The following is a 15,171-nucleotide window of genomic DNA, read 5'->3' as shown; positions in this document are numbered from 1 at the left end:
TTGTTCTTTTCATAGTCAAGATCTCATAAGAGGAGGTTAGTTTTTCTTTTGTGGGGCAAAGCGGTTTTTTGCAGCTGCGGCTAACATTTCTTTTCTTCTGAAATAGATAGCGCGACCACATCGCAAAGGAGGTTGTCCTTGCATAAGGATAATTTGTTCGTCTTGACGCATTTCTTGAATAACTTCATGGGGTAAAATCAGAGCTCTTTGTTGGTAATTGACGTTGTATGAACCCTTTCCTAAAGATAAGCCTCTTGATTTGCTTGTTCCGGTTACTTCAACGGTCATTTGTCCACAGCGTTCTGAAATGTCTTTGGCAGTTTGGAAGTCTTTAATGGCAGCATAGCTGACAAAGGAGCAGCTTTCAAACCATGAACGTGCTCCAGCTTCTCCAAAGTGATTGACCAACTGACCAGAAGATTGATAAAAAAGCATTAAGGATGTACCGTATTTACGTCCACGATCGCGCGCTTCTTCTAAAATATTCATATAGCCTAGAAGATCAACTTCATCTAAGACAAATAAAACACGCTTTTTATAGTTACCGTCTGCTGTAACCATGGCATTGAGAAAGGCGCCAATAATCACGCGTCCAATAGCTGGATAACTGTTTAAAATGCTTGCGGGGAGATTGAGAAAAACATCTGTATTGCCATTTGTAATATCTGAGGAAAAAAAATCATCTCCGCAGACAAGATCTGCGTAATTGGACAAAGAAAGCCATTGAGTGTCTTTTGATGCGGTTGTATAGACTCCTGAAAAGGTTTGCTCTGCCATTTCTGTAAAAATGCCAACCATTTCGCGAATAAAAGGAGAAGGTGTTGTTTCTTGAATCATACGTAGTTGATTGACAACAGCTGTTTCTGATTGAGAGAGAATTCCACGCAATGTTTTTAAATTGCGCTCGTTGTCTTTATATTCATCAGAAAATATAACATGAGCAAGAAGAGCTGTTAAAAGGTTATGAGCTTGTGTCGAGAAATATTCCGCTGAAGAATTGTCTGATTTTTTATCTGTAAGAAGCAACTTAGAAAAGCTTACAATATTTGCTTCGCGTTGTGTTCGTGGTACGCTGTCGTCTAAAAGCCAATCGATGACATTAAAATTTTTTGTTAAAAATGAATTGGGATCGAGAACAATGACATTTCTATTCCCCATCTTTTGACGCGCAAATTTGACCATTGGGGCAACTTCTGTTGAAGGATCAAGACAAATAATAGACCCTGGATAGGTTAAGCACGTAGGAACTACTGTACTTGTGGTTTTATAGCCACCAGAACCAGCAAAAAAGATCATATGAGTTGAGCCAAAATCAAGATTAAAGGTTAGCAAAGGGGCCGTCCCACCCTTTCCCCATGTTGTTTTATTGCCAGGTGCAAAGGGAATTTTGCACACATTATCTTGATCAACACGGTATCTTTCACCCACAACAATTTGCCCATTGGCAGGAAAAATTTTCGCTGCCTCTCTTAAATTCATCCACGCGGATTCACCAAACACACCTTTTTTTGCTCGCCTGACCTTATTTTTAGGTGGAGAGGTTGTTATCAATTGAATAACGGAAAAAAAAACACCAATGATGATGCCAAAGACAACCATGGGGTCCATGAATTGAAGCGCATAATTCCACGTTATTCCTTGTTGTCCAACATAGGGACTTAAACGTTTTATTTCTCCACCAATATAATAAAGAGCTGCGGTTCCAAAAAAGATAAGGGAAACGAAAGTAATTCCTTTACGTAAGTGCAGCTTTTGCGAGAGACTATAAAACAATGACACAGCAGCTGTTAGTGCTAAGACTAGTAAAGGTTCTGAACGAAGTGTCCAATAAATTTGATTGCTCTTTAGTCCATTTGTTATAAACAACAAAAAATGAGGAACAAAGAATATCGTTAAAGCACCTAAAGCGATTGGTGTTAAAATGAGTACCATTTGTGTCTTGGTATATTTCATTGTATTTACTTTCAATTCTATCAGACGATGCTGCGAAAAGCTCTTTTTTCAGGTGTGTGATATTAAACTCTCTCTTTTTTGAAAAAGCGCAGATGACGCCAAACAGTTCTCGTTTATGAGCCCTTCTTATAAAGGAGGAAGCTTTTATCCATTCTTAGCAAGCCATAGCAAATGCTTTGGAACGATGCATTGTGCATACTTGTGTTTGCTGATGTAGCTCTTTGGCTTGCTTAACGGTTTGTGTAATTTGTTTGGCTTTATTTTCTGATACACCAATGCTTTGAGCCAGTGTTTCATACTCATTATTTTTGACAGCTTTATGTTCAGTTAGTGAGAGACGGCTATTGATGTTTTTTACAAAGTCGGTAAGCTCTTTTTGAAGTAAAGGATTTTTTGCTAAAGCTTCTTGCTGTAATTCTTTTGGCAAGGTGAAGAGCTCTTGTAAGCTTTTGCTTGGCATTTTTACTATTTTTGCACGACGACTTTGTTCTGTTGCATGTTCTTGAGTAATTTCCTTCTCCGCATGTTTTACAGCATGGGCGAAATTTGCAACGGTAGTACAGAGCATCTCAAGATGATTTTTAGCGTTTGCACGTGCTTGATTTTGTAGTCCACATAAACTGAAACCTGCAAGATGAGAAACAGAGTGCGGTGCTCTTTCAATCTGGTTGGCGAGCTGTTGGCCTAAGCTTGGATTTTTGATGATCTCTAGCATCTGTTTATCTAATATTTTTTCTTTACCATAAACAATTTTTGCCAATTTCTGGACCTGTTTTAGGCTTGCGTGGACGCAAGAATCTTCTGAAACCATTTCGGCTTTTTTATTTTCTGTCAAAGGAGCTAATCTTTCTTCTGGAATGAGAATGCTTTCAAGCTCTTTTGTTTTTGGAACTGTAAAGGTAAATTTGTCACCGGGTTTTAATGTTTTGAGTTGTTCTGGTGTGAGATGCTCTTTATTGCCGATGATATAAGCCCCTTTCACATTGAATGCAAAGCTATCATAACCAGCACCTCTATACATTCCTGTGTAGGTTTCACCTTCTTTTGCAACCATAACGGGACGATCATTAACATTGCGCCCAAGTTCTTTCATGTTGTTCATGAATTCCTTTAAAAGAAGTATTTTATTGGGATTAGAGATATCCTCAAATAGATGTTGCATTGGTTCTAGATCACCATTTTCTGCTACAGCAACACTGGCGAGCATCATGCGTTCTTTTGTAACAAGTGAAAAATCAAGCTGATGGCCTGCTGCTTGAGCGAGCTTTTCAAAAAAGACCCGTTGTGTACGTCCGTTGCCTTCTCTAAAAGGATGGAGCTGGTTAAGGAAGTTAAATAAACTTATTGCTTCAGAGTTAAATTTCTCACGCGTTAAGCCTTGCAAATTATCTTTTTCGGCAAGTGTTTGATCTAATTTTTGTAAACCTTCAGGGATTTCATCACCGAGTGCAAAAGGATTTTCCCATCCTGTTCTTTTCATTTCGGGCATAGCGGCTGTGGTACCATCTTCAAATGTAAAGGGAAGATGGCGAAGATGACCAGCCCATTCAAAGGTATTTTTAAATAACTGATAATGAATAGAGCATAGATAGGAGGTATCAAATTTTTCTGGTAGGGGGGCTGCACGCAGATTAACCATCGCTTTTGCTGTATCATGCGAGCATTTCTCCAGAAAGGATTTAAAGTTTTTTATTCCATATTTATTTTTGAGTGTTGTGGTGTTCGGGTAGACATAATGATGAGGAGAAACTGTCTGTATATTTTTTGTTTTTTCTTTTGCTTTCGGCATCGTAGCTTCCTTATAATGTTACGTTGTCCATGAGAGTATTAAATTCCTCGAGTGAAATATTCCCCCTTGCATATTCTTCTAAAATTTTTAGCGTTTTGGAATGTAGCGCTATTCCCTCTATTGCATGGGTGCTGATGGCTGCTTCAACCGCTTCACGGCGTTGTTTTAATTCTTCTACTGTCATAGGTAAAAGGTTTTCGCTGTTTTCTGTTGCTTTGGTTTTCATGCATTTTTCCTTTTATGTGCAATCGTTGCTTTAAAAGAGCCTTTAGCAACCGATGTGATCTTCTTTTAGTCTCCTCCAAAGATGTTTCGTTGTTTGAAGGGATCATAATAAATTTCTGTGACCTTAAACTTTCCTTCAACCCGTTTGCATTGGATGATGATATCAATCATTGAAATCAACAGTCCTCGAATATCATCACGCTCTAAATCACCTCCTCCGTCACTTTCTTTGACCAAAAGGGTCATTTGCTCAAAGGCAGCAAGGGCTGTTGAGGCATGAACCGTTGTAATGGAACCTGGATGACCTGAATTGACATTGCGGATATAATAAAAGGCTGTACCATCTCGAAGTTCTTGCAAAAGAATACGATCAGGACGCATCCGTAAAGATGATTCAAGCAACTCTTTGGGTCCAACAGAGGCTAAGCCTTGTCCATCTTTTGAATAGAACATCGAGACATGATTAGGGTGCGGTATCACCAATTCTTGTGTATCTTCAATGGTAATAATACGCTCTTCTTGAGGAATTTTGGCGATTAATGCTTTTGATAATGTTGTTTTACCCGAACCAGTTTTTCCTGCAATTAAAATATTTTTCTGGCATTTTACAGCTTGATTTAAAAAGGAGACAAAGTCTTTATTGCAGTAGGCATGAGCTAAGTTATGCTCGATGATTTTGAGTTCGTTAAAACGAGAAAGATAATCATTCAATGGCGTGAAAGATATCTGTTCACACAGTGAAAACAGACCTTTATTCGCGAGCTCTTCGAGAGAAAAACTCTGCGATGATGGTTTGCGAATTGTCATACTAATCGTGTTTTTTTCGACAGCCGGCGGAATAACAACTTGAATGCGCTCATTACCTGGCAGAGTAGCCGATAATATTGGATTCTTGTCTGATATGTTTTGCTTGGAATAGGATGCGACAACTTTCGCAATCCCCATAAGCTCATTAAAAGAGAGAGCCGGTGCTTCTATTGTTTTCCATCCATCAATACCTTCCGTCATTACTTGATAGGGACGATTGATAACAATTTCAAAAAGACTTTCATCTTTCAAAAAAGCACGGATTGGTTCAAGTTTTGTGAGAACAATCGCGATGGTTTCATCGCTCATGGTATGTAAGTTTGAGTTCATTTTAAAGGTATCACAGAATTTTTGTAAAAGTTTCTTGAAACAGCTCGATTGGTAATCTGTTTTTTGTTTTCGATGACTTTCAATTTATAGACACTGGAAAAATCTAAATCGCGGGCAACAAAGATATTCACCATTTCCCCTTGGTTTTTGGATAATGTTGGAGGAATATTGGCGTAATTTTCTACGAGAATGTTTGCGATGTTTTGTCCTGAAGAGAGTGTTTCAGTTTCTTCTTTTTCTTGTTTTTTTGCTAAACGTTTATTGGCATAGTTTGTCGCATCTTTTATCAGGGAGACAAGAAGCGCAGATCCAATCCTCTCGAGCCAATGGTTATCAATATCTCCATCTATACCAGAACGCCCTAAACTGTCTGTTGCAGGTGAAGCTAAGGATATAATGATACCATTAGGGGTTTTTGCTCTATTCCATAGCACAAAGAGACGTGTTTGGCCTTTTTTCAAGCCGGCGCGATATTCACCAACAATTTGGGTGCCTTTATCAAGAAGGACAACACGACCATTGTCTGATAAGATATCTCTGGAGACGATACAACTGGCAAAACCTTGTTGATCACTGTTGATGGCTGTTTCTAAAATACAAGGGATAGAAGTTCCCATCGCGATGATGTAGTTTCGATTGCCAAGGGTTGAAGCACGAATACCTTCAAGCACTGTGGGTTTGAGAAGATGATTAAAACGTTGTGTTGTTTCATCAGGTTTACTTTCAAGTTGGTGAGGCAATACACCATTATTTGTTTGTGAATCTATTTTGCCTTGTTGTGTATTTGCATAAGCTAATACAGGAGCACGTTGTGCTGCTTCCAGAAGTGAGTCATCAGAATTTAATTGATTGATGTTTGGTGTTGGTAGCTCGACTTTTGGCAATAGAGCGTTATTTCGTTGAGGCTGTTCAAGGGGGGAGGGGGTAGGCTTTGCAGGGCGAAAAAGCTCTGTTTGTTTTATAACTTTTCCTTCTTTTGAAGATTCAATTGGTTGTTTTTTTTCTGTAACAAGTGTTGAATAGGCTAAATAAAGACAGACACTGAAAAGAATAATAAGAGCAATAGCTTTCCCTACATTGTTCTGTTGACTTTTTCCTTGAGCATTTTTTATTGTATCGCGATCATTAATGCTTTTTTCATCCACGGTGTTATTCATGGCTGCTTCCTAGGTTCACTTTACGTTGTACAGATGGTGATGTCGTACCTGTTTCAGGGTTAATTCCTTCTGGTACGAACCTTTTATTAAAGATGCACAATACTTCATTCCCACGCCGTAGCGTGAATTGTGCAGCTGTTGCATGAACAATAACTTTGTTGCCTTTAATCGATTTGGGAATAAGAGCTTCTTGCCCATCAGGCGATACAATGTAAATGGCAGGGATTTCAATGTTGCCTAAAAAGGTAAAGGTTGTTGTTTTTCCATTGTCATAGACAGACGCAGGTTCAATGAGGGATGAGCCTTGGGCTTCATAAGCCCAATTGCGTGGTCCGAAATCTTCATGGATATTTAAAACATCATTGACAAAGTTTTCTTCACGTTGTTTTGCTTTTTCTGCTTCGGCTAATTTCTTACGTAAGGCTTCATCTTCTGGATAACGAAACTTTACCAAGAAATACGTCTCATTGCCGGCTGAAACATCGCCTTCACGGACTTGCAGCTCGAATTGATAAGAGCGTTGTGTACCATCTTGGCGGCTTGTGACAATTTGTAAATTGGTCACAGGTTGGACTTCACGCGGCTTGAGAAAAACAAAGTGACCAGCCGGCGCAACTTGCCAAGCAACGGAATTTCCAATTCCTACATAGGTTACTTCTTCATCGTCGGCAAATTCTAGCTGAACTGAAGAGCGAATGGAGCCAATGATTTGCACAACATTGTAAGGGTCATAATTGACAAATCTGATGCGGTTATCTTTACGTGCACTGACAGGTGCTGTTTCCGCAAATGAGAGGACTGTGTGAAAGCTGAGAGTAATCGTAAAAATTAAAAAGATTGTTTGTAAAAGTCTGATCATTTTATCACCTCTGGATCAGATCTATATTCCGATACTTGAAAACCAAGTGGGTTGATGAGACGGTCAGATGTTGAAATGTGTGCGTTCACGTAGGAAAAATTTAAGATTGAAATCCAATGGGAAATATTTTCTTTTTCATTAAAGTCTCTGACCGTTTTATAGTAACGAACTTGGATAAGATCTTTGCTTATAAAAGAGATTGATTTGATTGTGACGGTAGCAATCATGTTATGATAAATATTTTGCGGACTTTCTGGATTATTGCCCGCGTACCATTTTGCAAAACGGTTTTGTTCTTTTGGAGAAGATAAAAGAGAAACTAAGCGAAAATTGTTTTCTGCTTCGGATGCTTGAAAACCTTCACGGGCACGAACATATTGGCTGGCAAAATAACGCGTTATCGCTTCATCATAGTCGTTAGGGGATTCTTTGAGGGCGCTTACAGTATCAATAATGCCTGTTGAGTTATCAACGCGGATAACAAAAGGCTCTACCGTTTTCAAAGGCGTCAAAGCTGCGACAGCTAAAGCCAGCGCAATCGTCATCAATCCAAAAAGCACTGTTAAAGCCATGGAAATTTTCATTCGCACGCGCATGCTATGCATGCGATCAATGTCAAATGAGCGGGCTTCTTTTATATATTCTTCAAGGGCATCACTTTTCACGCGTAACCTCCACAGTTTTATCAGATCGTGCTTCATGAATAACCGGCTTTAATAAAGCTGAATTGGCTGTTGCTTTTTCACTTTCCAAAGTATTGAGAATGATAGGAGTTGTAACAGTCTTTACGCTCTTTTCTGGGTGGACAACGTTTTGATTGTCCCAATTCCACTTATCTTTATTTAAAGCACGTGTATGTTTGCCATTACAGCGTGGTGGTTTTTTGGGGCCACTCAAAGAGGCGCAACCAGTAAGAGCGATTGTTAGGACCATAACAAAAGTTATTTTTCGTTTCATTTTTTGAACTCACAAATATCTTGGAATACAATGCATGAGAGCCTTTATTTTGGACACTTTTACAAGTCTATGTGATGCAAGACTTTGATTGGTTTTGTTGTAAGACCCAAGATGTTAGGTCTTATCTGGAACAGGACCATGGCGCGTGCGCCAAAGGGCGCACGCAAGGCTAAAACAAAAGTGCTTATTCTTTTAAAGAGGTTCTTTATCTTAAAACCGACCACGACCACCTCCAGATCTTCCTGCTTTTGCTGCCGCGCCTTTAGAAGCGTTACCGGCAGCACCTGAGATTTGTAAAGCGGCATTTTTTACTGTATTCGCACTCGTTCTTGCACCATTGGCAAGCATTGTGAAAACCTGTCCTCCTGAAGAGACACCAGTGTTAAAGTATGGTCCGCCAGAGGCCAGCGCTGTTGCAATACCGGGAAGCGCACGGAAGATAATAACCCCTATGATCGAAATGACGAGGACAGGGGGGAAAAGAACATAGATTGATTCATATGAAACTTTGAGAACCTGTAGGATAACTTGACATATAATTGTTCCAAGCATGATCACGAGAACCTGTAAAATGGTAAAATTGATCAAAGTTGTAATCCATGCATCGGTGTATTTTCGCGTTGCATTAAACAAATATAAACTAATGAATAGAGGACCAAGACCTATAATCATTACGAGAGCAACTTGTGCAAACATTTGTACAATAAAACCACCTATACAAAAAAGAATAACGGCTAAAAGCATGATAGAACCAAGAAGTCCCACAACGATCTTTTCAAAAAACCAAGCATTGTATAAAACTTCTTGATAGCGAGTATTTGCCTTTAACAAAATATAATCAAAAACATTGGAGCTTGCAGGATTGCTGTTAAGCGCATTCCCAATAGCGTTGGATAAATCATTGAAGAAAATATCCTTGACATAAGTATTAAATGTATCCGCATTCGTTGCCATTGTTGTCACAACAACGATTTTAACAACATTATTGAGAAGACTATGCATGGAAAGCGCAACGCGACCTGTCATAACATTATAGCCATAAAGAAAGATAAAAATGATTGCGGCGAGATTTAAGGGCGCTGAAATAGCAGAAGATAACCCTCTCACCGTTGTGTCCATCACATTATCGAGAGGGGTTAAAATATACCCAGAAACGCTTTCAAATGGAGAAAAACTAAAGTCTGACATTTGTACTCGTACTTTCAAGTTTTTCTTTTAATTTTTTTTCTTTTTCTTTTAATTGTGCCTCAAGGTATTTATGTTTTTGTTGTTCCTTTTCTTCACGCATTTCGTCTTTTGTTTTCGTATCTCTTGCTTGAATCATATCAAGAGACTGAAGTTTTAAAGAAGCCACTTGAAGATCGGCTTGAAGAAGAGAAAGTTTTACTTGAAGCTCTTGTTGAAGAGCTTGAAGCTTCTGCAATTCTTCAAGGCTAGGTTTTTTTACAGCTTCTGTTGTTGTTGTATCTGTTTGTGACTTAAGTTGTTCAAGTTGATGACTTATTGCTTTAATTTTTTTTGCAGTTTCAGTTGCAGTTTTATATACGCTTTCAGCTGTTTCTGATTTTGCAGCATCTAATTTTTGTGTATTCTCGAGTGCTTGTTTATAATATTCATCCGCATCGAGTGTCGTTTGTGATATTGCATGAGAAATAAAAGAAAAAGATAACAGTGTAACTAAGCCATATTTTTTCATTGATTTTTTCTCCTTTGATAAAATATGGGCAGCCATTTGTCAGGGTCTGCTCCATATTCGTTGATAATTTCATTCATGAGTTCAATGTTTTTTGTTGTGCCGCTTAAAACGGCGATCTCATCATTCATTCCACGTAAGTTAAGTTCTGCAACGACGGAACTTTGTCCTTGTTTGACGAGAAAACGGCGAGATTCTCTGCTTAATTCTGACTGTATCAGCTCAAATTCACGCTCAGTAAGTTTGAAAGCTTCGACATAATCATTGTAATTTGCTTTTTGATTTGGAAAAAATATTTGGGTGGGGCATTGCTCAATAATTGTGTGCGCGATTGTTGAGTTCAAAGCATCTTTAGGGCTTTGTGTTGCAAAGAGCATCATGCCATTTTGTTTACGAATTGTTTTTAGCCGATCTTGCGCAAAAGCTTTGAATGAATCATCTTCCAAAGCTTTCCAGAATTCATCAACGACAATAATGATGCGCCGCCCATCAATCAAATCAAGAATGCGGTGAAAGAGATACATCATCAAGGGGCGCCGAATTTCTTCATTGTCTAAGAAATCGGTCATGTCATATCCAATGAACTGTGCGTTTAAATTGAGATCATCTTGATCATTATCAAAAACCCACCCTAAATCATTGCCCCTAATCCAGCGTTGTAGTCGTATGGCAATACCTTCTTTTGATGTGTTGTCAAAAAACAGTTGAAGTGCACCAAGAGAACGTTGTGTTGGGGGTAAGTTTTCTAAAGAATCGATGGCTTTGGCGATATCTTGTCGCTCTTCTTCTGTTACGATTTGCCCTTCAGCGCTTACCAGCTTTAAGATCCAATTACGAAGAAAGATTTTATTTTTTTCAGTGTATTCCATGCCCTTTAAGGGAGAAATCCCTGTGGGCTGCCCATTTTTTAGAGGTTTATATTTCCCTCCTCCAGCTCGTACAAAAATCTCTGCTCCTTGATCTTTGTCAAAAAATACCATTGTTGGATTGTGTTTTTGTAATTGTGCAAGAAGAAAATTAACAATTACTGTTTTACCAGATCCCGATGGACCACAAACAAACGTATTTCCAAGATCGCCATAATGAAAATTAAAATAGTAAGGTGAACCTGCCTGTGTTTTTAGCAATGCGACAGCAGCTCCCCAAACATTATCGTTTAGTTTGCCAACAGGGAAAGAATGGAAGGGCGATAAAGCGGCAAAGTTTCTACTGGTAATGGCACCTGAACGCGCACGATAACTAAAGTTTCCAGGAAGCTGTGCCCACCATGCTGCTTCCAATCCTAAATCTTCTCTGGCAATTACGGCTCCCCCATTGGTTAAATGGGAACGTGCTTTTGATAAGTTTTCAGACAATATTTTGGGATGATCAGCAAAAACAGCTAAAGAAATGTGATGTTCGCCCAAAACAAAACGGTTTGATTCTAAATCATCTAGCGCTTCATCGAGTGCATCAATTTGTGAACTAGCACGGTCAGCTGCATTGATCATTTGATTTTGCTTGCGGCTCATAATCGCACCGGCGGCCGCCTTACTTTTAAAGACAAAGGATTGTGTTAAAATGAATTCAAATGGTACCGTAAGCAAACCATCAGTCATACCAGGGCGTGTTTTAGAAGGGTATTCTTTCCATCCAAACATGCCAGCAAAGCGTTCATTACTTTCATGGCGAATTTCGATAATTTCTTTCCCAAAAATAACACGATCCGAGTAAATCGTTGAAGCAATAGTTCCAAATGTGAGAGGAATACGCTCACGTCTTCCCCCCACCAGCTGGTGGAGAAATTCACTTTGTTCAGAAAATAAAATACCTTCATGTTCATAGATTGATAGCAGACGGACTTCATACTCTTCTAAACCTTGCATAAGGTCTTGACTTAACTCTTCGAGTTTACGAATAGCTTCCTCATCGGGTTCAGATTGTGTTTTCTTCGCTTTACTCAAGCGCTGAAAAAATGAAACCAGTTGTTCTGTTTTATCTACTGCGGGATTCCAAAGCAGTGAAATAAACAGATCATTTCTATACAGTTCTTGCGAAACCATTTTCTTTTTATATTTTTCATCTAATGTTGTTGCAAAAGATGAAAGAAAATGACCTTCTGGGTAGATCGTTTCACGGCGGCGGATGATGTGAGAATATAAAGCAACTCGTTCATCTGCAATATTTTTTAAAAGGGTGTTTAATTGGTTGTGTAAAGAATTTAATTGATCAATATCCGCAGTGTCAAAATTTACGCCCTCAACAGCCATCACAACCATTAAACAGCGTGAATTTAAAGCAACGACATGTTGGTTGATATAGCGTATATAGGGAATATATTCTTCAGGCAAAGTTTCCCGTTTCATTATTGACATCTGTTTCACCGGCTTGGTTCCTTCAGCTTAGTTCCTCATAAGTGCGGATAAGGCGCAAGGGGGAGGTAGAACCTCCTCCCCATCGGTTGAGGTTTTTTTGTTTTCCTCGGGTATTGAGCCAAGCAAACAATACACGAAATTGGTTGTGATCATGCTTTGTCACTTCACGCAAAATAAAGTGCATCCCAATACCAAAACCAATCACGGTAAAACCACTCGTCAAAATAAAAAGAACGGATGTCGCCATGACATTGAGCGTCATCGCTTCCATTGTGACACCGGCAAACATGGACGGTCGTGTACAGGCAAGGAAAAGAGTATCTTCGTTCATTTATGCTGTGCTCGCTAATTTACTGACAAGAGTAGGGGCACCAAAAACAATAGCAATACCAAGAACACAGTAAGCTGCTTTGCGTAAATCGATAAAGCCGTACATCCAGCCAATACCCACAGCAGCAACACATATAATTGCAATAAGCTTTGCCGTTGCACCCGTCATCATTGCGACAATGTTGCCTAAAACACCATCAAGATTTCCCAGACCACCTCCACTAGCAGTAGGAGCAGCATAAGAAAGATCAGATACAAAAACTGCCGTAAAAAGCAGCATGGTCACGATAAAAATGATGTTTTGGAATCTATTATCTGTCATTTTACCTCTCTTTAACAAATAATATTTGTTCATATGTCGACATTCCATTTCCTCTAACAAACTGGAGAATGCTCTCATTTGATAACAGCTTAATTCTCCTCGTTTGTTTGTTTTAAAAGCCTTGATAGTGGATCTGTTCACTCTCAAACGCTTTTTCTTAAAGAGACAGAAGTCTTTTCAAATTGGGATTGTGTTACATGAAAATGGCAATTTTAAGTTGTATGCGTTGGTAAAGACAACAATATTAAAACAATGCAAGAAGGAATATTATTCTTTACAAAATGTAGTTAATATGCAACACAGATATTTGGATTTTTTTCTTTAAAAACAAGGGGATTGGTGATAAATAATGTGAAAGGATAGAAAAACAATGAATTTTTTGAGCGAGCGTGTTAAGAAATGCTATTTAAATTGATTGTTATTATTTACATTATGGGCTCCATAGTGTGGGGATTAAGCCAGTATAAAGATAAAATAGATTTTAGCATTTTTAAAACATTTGAGATGCAAGATATACAAGATATTCTCAATCTTTATCGAGAAGAAAAAAATCGAGAAGAAGAAAAGTTGGTTAAATCTCTCACCAAACAGCAATTAGAAAAAAAAGAACCAGCTCTCGATTTACAGAAGAGTGTTTTATCAAACGATGTTGCAAATAATGCTGTTGTTTTTCATGGTAAGGCCTCTGTTACAAGTGGGGTTACATTTAAATTACTGACGCCTGCTGCACAATCTTGGCGCTCATATATCACCCGTGATATTCATCTTTATGGTGTAGACACATGTGCACCACGCCAAAAAGCACGATTAAATGATCAAGAATGGCCCTGTGGTGCGGTTACAACAGCTTGGCTTGTCACCAAAACACTTGGGCAGGATTTATCCTGTAAACAGGCTGTGATGCACAATGGTGTTTATTATGCGCAATGTTTTGTTCAAGGGGTTGATTTAGCTGAGGCAGGTCTTACAGAAGGTATGTTGGTACTCTCAAAAGAGGGAAAAGATCCTATTCCAACTCAGTACCATCATGCGGAAGAAAAAGCACGCAACAACAAGATTGGTCTTTGGTCAAGTGATTTCACTGAACCTTTAAAATGGAGACGAGATAATGGATCTTACAACCCCTTTGAAAATCCGTGATTGGCTTTAACGAACATATTTACTTAAATTTTTATAGAGAAAACTTTATCAATAAAATTGCACCAGAGCATAGGGCAAAAGACCATAGGGAAAGTTTGAATAAACCGTGAGATTATTTCCGCTTGTGAAGTAAATGGATAATATTTCCATTTTCAAGGGGGGGGGCTCTCAAAATCGCTCTTCTATTTTTACTTATGTGTTTTATAAAAGCAGGAAAATTTCATTTTTGGTGGCAAAACGTTTTTGAGTATTTGTGTTTGAAGGAGAAAATGAGACGATAAAAATGCTCAAGAAATGGATTTCTAGAGCAGAGTTGATAAAAGTGAAAAATGAATAGATCCCAAAATGGCGTAACGTTTGATATAACGGATAGAATATTTTACAGTGCCTTAAAAGAATTCCTAGCAAAAGTTTTTTCATCAGAATTTTGTCTTCAGGATTGGATCACGTTTTTTTACTTCTTTAAGAGTGATCAAACTGTTTCATTCCTTGAAAAGCTTTCATAATTATCTGCTTCTAAATTCAGACTTCTAAAAGATGGATTTCAAACAGACTCCACACGAAGAAATCTTCGTAAAAATGATTTGCATTGTTGATTGTTTTCTATATATTACAAGATGTTTTTATTTAAGCATTCGATGGGGGAAACAATAATCAACATACGAATAGGTAAAAAGAGCTCATACTTTTTTGTAATGGCTTTGTAGTCTATTGATCGTGATACTAAGCGTTATAATGCTCATAGGCTTTCTATAGGGTGAGGGGCGCGGTTCCTATCGCAATGTCACTATTTGAAATCAGTTGGAAAAAAACATTAGTGCGTCTTCTGATTTTGTCATTTTTACTCAGTTTGGGCTTTTTCCTTCTCATTATATTTTATGACAAACTCATACGATGGCTGTCGTGAGTTCTTCTTACGTTATTTTACTCAGAGTGCTCACTTTGAAAGCAAGTAAGTGATAGTAAGGCTGTCTTCTCATACAGTATGAAAACTTAACACCCATTTGGGGGATGATGTTAACAGATAAGGTATTTAAAGAGGGTAAAATGAAAAAAAATTATTTTATTATGCATGGCTCTATTATTCGCTGTGGGGTGTGAAAAAACTTATAGCGTAGAGGATTTTAAGAAAGATGCAAAATTAAGGGAAGAATGGGGAAAGAAGTGTTTTCTTTCAGGACAAGCTGTTAAGGAATCTAAAAATTGTAAAAATGTTTTACAAGCAGATACTGAAATGTTTTTCTCGCCAAAGCTT

At 38.3% G+C, this 15,171-nt stretch carries 15 protein-coding genes; 2 read left to right on the top strand and 13 right to left on the bottom strand.

The features are described from left to right. Nucleotides 1-36: 36 nt before the first annotated feature. The 13 genes from traG to ACFIKE_RS05465 form a co-directional block, all read right to left on the bottom strand. On the bottom strand, nt 37-1,953 hold the full coding sequence (traG, locus tag ACFIKE_RS05525; protein ID WP_375626392.1) for a Ti-type conjugative transfer system protein TraG: 1,917 nt from the start codon (nt 1,951-1,953) through the stop codon (nt 37-39). Nucleotides 1,954-2,107: 154 nt separating this feature from the next. Then, nucleotides 2,108-3,742: a BID domain-containing T4SS effector gene (locus ACFIKE_RS05520; RefSeq protein WP_375648602.1), complete on the bottom strand. Its 1,635-nt coding sequence runs from the start codon at nt 3,740-3,742 to the stop codon at nt 2,108-2,110. Nucleotides 3,743-3,752: 10 nt separating this feature from the next. After that, on the bottom strand, nt 3,753-3,968 hold the full coding sequence (locus ACFIKE_RS05515) for an antitoxin VbhA family protein (protein WP_015856714.1): 216 nt from the start codon (nt 3,966-3,968) through the stop codon (nt 3,753-3,755). A gap of 65 nt (nt 3,969-4,033) precedes the next feature. Next, complete coding sequence (virB11, locus tag ACFIKE_RS05510) at nt 4,034-5,104, bottom strand: P-type DNA transfer ATPase VirB11 (protein ID WP_015856713.1); 1,071 nt, start codon at nt 5,102-5,104, stop codon at nt 4,034-4,036. Continuing rightward, a complete protein-coding gene (gene virB10 / locus ACFIKE_RS05505) occupies nt 5,101-6,261 on the bottom strand; it encodes a type IV secretion system protein VirB10 (protein ID WP_375648601.1) in 1,161 nt (386 codons plus the stop codon). The genes virB11 and virB10 overlap by 4 nt, the downstream gene beginning before the upstream one ends. Then, nucleotides 6,254-7,120 carry a P-type conjugative transfer protein VirB9 gene (gene virB9 / locus ACFIKE_RS05500; RefSeq protein WP_375626385.1) on the bottom strand — a complete coding sequence of 289 codons (867 nt, stop codon included), beginning with the start codon at nt 7,118-7,120 and terminating at the stop codon, nt 6,254-6,256. Before virB9 ends, virB10 begins: the two co-directional genes overlap by 8 nt. Next, complete coding sequence (locus ACFIKE_RS05495) at nt 7,117-7,821, bottom strand: virB8 family protein (RefSeq protein WP_273788313.1); 705 nt, start codon at nt 7,819-7,821, stop codon at nt 7,117-7,119. The genes virB9 and ACFIKE_RS05495 overlap by 4 nt, the downstream gene beginning before the upstream one ends. After that, entirely contained in the window at nt 7,775-8,077 is a 303-nt protein-coding gene (locus tag ACFIKE_RS05490; protein ID WP_375626383.1) for a type IV secretion system protein VirB7, read from the bottom strand. The genes ACFIKE_RS05495 and ACFIKE_RS05490 overlap by 47 nt, the downstream gene beginning before the upstream one ends. 210 nt (nt 8,078-8,287) lie before the next feature. Then, nucleotides 8,288-9,265: a type IV secretion system protein gene (locus ACFIKE_RS05485; RefSeq protein WP_375648604.1), complete on the bottom strand. Its 978-nt coding sequence runs from the start codon at nt 9,263-9,265 to the stop codon at nt 8,288-8,290. Then, nucleotides 9,252-9,773 carry a type IV secretion system protein VirB5 gene (locus tag ACFIKE_RS05480; protein ID WP_375648600.1) on the bottom strand — a complete coding sequence of 174 codons (522 nt, stop codon included), beginning with the start codon at nt 9,771-9,773 and terminating at the stop codon, nt 9,252-9,254. Before ACFIKE_RS05480 ends, ACFIKE_RS05485 begins: the two co-directional genes overlap by 14 nt. After that, entirely contained in the window at nt 9,770-12,124 is a 2,355-nt protein-coding gene (locus ACFIKE_RS05475) for a VirB4 family type IV secretion/conjugal transfer ATPase (RefSeq protein WP_375648599.1), read from the bottom strand. The genes ACFIKE_RS05480 and ACFIKE_RS05475 overlap by 4 nt, the downstream gene beginning before the upstream one ends. A 22-nt stretch (nt 12,125-12,146) precedes the next feature. Continuing rightward, nucleotides 12,147-12,455, bottom strand: a complete 309-nt coding sequence (locus ACFIKE_RS05470) for a type IV secretion system protein VirB3 (RefSeq protein ID WP_375648598.1) — start codon at nt 12,453-12,455, stop codon at nt 12,147-12,149. Then, nucleotides 12,456-12,776 carry a TrbC/VirB2 family protein gene (locus tag ACFIKE_RS05465; RefSeq protein ID WP_375648597.1) on the bottom strand — a complete coding sequence of 107 codons (321 nt, stop codon included), beginning with the start codon at nt 12,774-12,776 and terminating at the stop codon, nt 12,456-12,458. 399 nt (nt 12,777-13,175) lie between these two features. Between ACFIKE_RS05465 and ACFIKE_RS05460 the strand changes: the two genes are divergently transcribed. Together ACFIKE_RS05460 and ACFIKE_RS05455 are read left to right on the top strand one after the other, a co-directional pair. After that, complete coding sequence (locus tag ACFIKE_RS05460; protein WP_375648596.1) at nt 13,176-13,916, top strand: hypothetical protein; 741 nt, start codon at nt 13,176-13,178, stop codon at nt 13,914-13,916. Nucleotides 13,917-14,973: 1,057 nt separating this feature from the next. After that, the coding region (locus tag ACFIKE_RS05455) for an EexN family lipoprotein (RefSeq protein ID WP_375648603.1) at nt 14,974-15,171 on the top strand (198 nt) is incomplete at its 3' end.

Source organism: Bartonella sp. MU70NMGDW (assembly GCF_042194085.1).
Lineage (GTDB): Bacteria > Pseudomonadota > Alphaproteobacteria > Rhizobiales > Rhizobiaceae > Bartonella > Bartonella grahamii.
This window is presented reverse-complemented; position numbering and strand designations above follow the sequence as displayed.